Origin of the sequence: Marseilla massiliensis, from assembly GCF_016899955.1 — a bacterium.
Taxonomy (GTDB): Bacteria; Bacteroidota; Bacteroidia; order Bacteroidales; family Bacteroidaceae; genus Prevotella; species Prevotella intestinigallinarum.
This window is the reverse complement of record NZ_JACJJL010000089.1, coordinates 1-830: the sequence shown is the minus strand read 5'-3', so window position 1 is coordinate 830 and position 830 is coordinate 1. Positions and strand designations below refer to the sequence as shown.

2 protein-coding genes are annotated in these 830 nt (G+C 34.1%); both read right to left on the bottom strand.

Annotated features, from left to right (window positions below; translation table 11 throughout):
- Positions 1-526, bottom strand: a 526-nt coding sequence (locus tag H6B30_RS16025; protein ID WP_205112244.1) for a hypothetical protein, incomplete at its 3' end; no start/stop codon positions are given.
- A gap of 79 nt (positions 527-605) precedes the next feature.
- Positions 606-830 (bottom strand): DUF2004 domain-containing protein (locus H6B30_RS16020; protein WP_205112243.1); only part of this gene is annotated, 225 nt, incomplete at its 5' end.

Below are 830 nucleotides of genomic sequence, written 5' to 3'. Positions count from 1 at the left end.
TTAAATTAAAGCAAGTTAATGTTTCCAAGTTTGGTAGACAGGACAATTTGTTCGAATCTAACCCTTTTATTTTTAATCGCTTCAGTCCGTTCAGTTTGTTCAATGCAGGATATTGATATTTCGTTATAGGATAAAAACTCATACAGAGTTCTTCCAATTTCTCCAATGAAACAAGTTCGTCAATGCAGAGCTTTTTATCATATAGTGCATCAATAACTATACTCCTCAAATTTCTGAATATTGAAATTCCTTCAATTGTTTTCAGAATATTCTCGGTGTAATTATACGATTCAACTCCTATTACATTGTTACTTATACATTCAAAATAGGAGAAAGCGATCAGATTGTTGTTATTTGAACTAATTACCAATGTAACCTCTGTCGCTTCATTGATTATAGCTTCTTTTAGAAGTTTCAATTTCTCAATGTCAGGTTGTTCTTTTATCAACAATCGCAACTGATTACCTTCATTTTTTAGCCCGATAATCTGTTCTTCTGTATATTGATTTAATTTTTCAATGAACATATAATTTCTATTTACAGGGTTGCTAATGTTTGGCGGATAATCGACCGTTAGGGAGATTTATCCGCTTGTTAATCGCTATTCAACTCTCCCACGTTACATAGTTAATTTCTCCAGCACTATTAGTATTGACAACCACCAGCATATCTGCAATTTCACGACCTATGGTATAATCCCATACTGCATAGTTTTCATCGCCGGGATAAAATCCGATTCGGTCTAATTTTAAGACCGACAACAGCCTTTCCTCTTTGGGCTTGGAATCATCTGTACCTGCTAAGACATTATCTATGGTAGAAGCATCCAA